General features: G+C 45.5%; 4 protein-coding genes and 1 tRNA gene. 4 read left to right on the forward strand and 1 reads right to left on the reverse strand.

The window, feature by feature from the left end; translation table 11 throughout:
• The 4 genes from ACMHXE_RS14555 to ACMHXE_RS14570 all read left to right on the forward strand — a co-directional run.
• The coding region (locus tag ACMHXE_RS14555) for a hypothetical protein (protein ID WP_413732656.1) at positions 1-225 on the forward strand (225 nt) is incomplete at its 5' end.
• A gap of 116 nt (positions 226-341) precedes the next feature.
• A tRNA-Ile gene (locus ACMHXE_RS14560) sits at positions 342-418 on the forward strand.
• 200 nt (positions 419-618) lie between these two features.
• The gene (locus ACMHXE_RS14565) at positions 619-990 is read left to right on the forward strand and encodes a hypothetical protein (protein WP_052248318.1); all 372 of its coding nucleotides are present in this window, start codon (positions 619-621) and stop codon (positions 988-990) included.
• Positions 991-1,002: 12 nt separating this feature from the next.
• Positions 1,003-1,299: a hypothetical protein gene (locus ACMHXE_RS14570; RefSeq protein WP_413732658.1), complete on the forward strand. Its 297-nt coding sequence runs from the start codon at positions 1,003-1,005 to the stop codon at positions 1,297-1,299.
• A gap of 3 nt (positions 1,300-1,302) precedes the next feature.
• Here ACMHXE_RS14570 and ACMHXE_RS14575 read toward each other — a convergent pair.
• Positions 1,303-1,928 (reverse strand): IS256 family transposase (locus tag ACMHXE_RS14575; RefSeq protein WP_224868444.1); only part of this gene is annotated, 626 nt, incomplete at its 5' end.

Genomic DNA, 1,928 nt, shown 5'->3' on the forward strand with positions numbered 1-1,928 from the left:
TATAGGTTTGTCGTTTGGTCTTTGATGTCATTGTTCACCTCGTTAAACGATTTTACTCGCTTAGCGTGGTGTCCAAAACTATCGGGGCAGATCAGCATAAAAAAATCCGATGACATGGGGTCATCGGATTTTGATCCTTTCAGTGAGATCGTCAAGCGATCTGTCTTAACTGATCGGCATTACCGCTACGCGGGGTTTTTTATTGTCTTTCAGCCTCAAGTCTGATTAACAGATAACCACTTGAAAGCAATGACATCAATAATGCGCAAAACACGGGTGACAAGCGCAATTAAACTTCGTATACTCTCTCCCGCTTCTGGTGATGACGATTGCCTTAAGCCGGCCCCTTAGCTCAGTTGGTTAGAGCACACGACTCATAATCGTTAGGTCCCCAGTTCGAGTCTGGGAGGGGCCACCACTTTTTCGAAGGCTTAGCTAATTCAATTTAGCTAAGCCTTTGTTGTTTATGTGGCGCTGGGTGCTGTAGCGTTCAAACTCGCATTAGAAAATATCTTGTTGCCTTCCCCAAACCTCCCCAATAAAGTATCGGTCAAAGAGTATGCATGTAACCGCTTTTGAAGTGGTGGCAATTCCTAAACTGTACATCTAAGGACTAACATGAAAATTATAGGGATATTTACAGCGTTAATAACGCTATCGGCTTGCACCTACACATCTAACATGAACGTAGGAACCAATTTCAGTTCCGAGCAGGTGGCAAAGATAGCAAAGGGCAAAACGGCAGAAGCAGATTTAGTTAACCTCTTTGGTCAGCCACAAGTAAAAGCTGTCATCAACGAAACAGACGTAAAGTGGATTTACAGTTACACAGAGGGCAGCGCATCTGCCCAAGCGTTTACCATGAAAACCACATCCGACTTCACGACTCACACACTTGATATTTTGCTTAGAAATGGTGTGGTAGTGAACTTCGCAGAAACCCACGCGCCAACAAATATGACTATCAACACTCAAAGCTCAATAAAGTAATCAAGTGACTGTATGGACATATTGGACTATTACGACCTAAAGGAATGGTGGAACACGGCGTTAATGCCTGCACAACGCGCTCAGATAGCCAGAGACTATCAGCCGATGGGTTACCCTTCAGGCACACCATTTCTCTACTCGCCAATCGGCAAATCCTATGGTGAAACGGGTAAGTGCTGCCTACTGGACGTCTTAGCGTGTGTGGCAAAGGATGCCGCGAAAGACATCATCTGGAACAAAACCGAGCAAGCGGTAAAAGAGGCTCTTAGCCAGACTAAGGAGGGTGTTCAAAATTCTGTGTCACGTTAAAAATCACAGATCGATGTGAGCATCCAGTCGTCCTTCAAAATGGATGGACAGCTGAGATAGCGTTAAATTCCAGTTTTGAATCGGGTGTGACCACCGCTCCTGAGCCTTCAATATACCGGCGTAGAGCAGTTTGAGTAAACTGTTCTCGTTGGCAAAACCACCCTTGGTTTTCGTCAGTTTACGAAACTGACGATGTACGGCCTCAACCGCGTTCGTGGTGTAGATAGCCTTACGCACGTATTCCGGGTACTTAAAATAGGTCGATAACAGCGCCCACTTGTTGCGCCAGGACTTGATGACCACAGGATATTTGTCGCCCCATTTGGCTTCCAGCTCGTCCAGCGCCATCTCAGCTGCATTGAGGGTTGTGGCTTTATAGACACACTTTAAATCAGCCATAAACGCCTTCTGGTTTTTAGACGCTACGTATTTCATTGAGTTACGAATTTGATGAATGATGCATGACTGCACCTCTGTATGTGGGTAAATGGTTTCAATGGCTTCAGGGAAGCCTTTAAGGCCATCGACACAGGCAATCAGGATGTCTTTAATTCCGCGACTATGAAGATCGGTTAGTATACTTAGCCACTGATGTGCACCTTCAGTGTCTGAGATATACAAGCCCAACA

This window comes from Shewanella sp. BJSY2023SW007 (assembly GCF_047314525.1).
Lineage (GTDB): Bacteria > Pseudomonadota > Gammaproteobacteria > Enterobacterales > Shewanellaceae > Shewanella > Shewanella chilikensis.

What these genes read in the sequence shown, in the direction of transcription:
- ACMHXE_RS14570 (WP_413732658.1), top strand. Translation starts at nt 1,003, where the DNA reads ATGGACATATTGGACTATTACGACCTAAAGGAATGGTGGAACACGGCG.
- ACMHXE_RS14565 (WP_052248318.1), top strand. Translation starts at nt 619, where the DNA reads ATGAAAATTATAGGGATATTTACAGCGTTAATAACGCTATCGGCTTGC.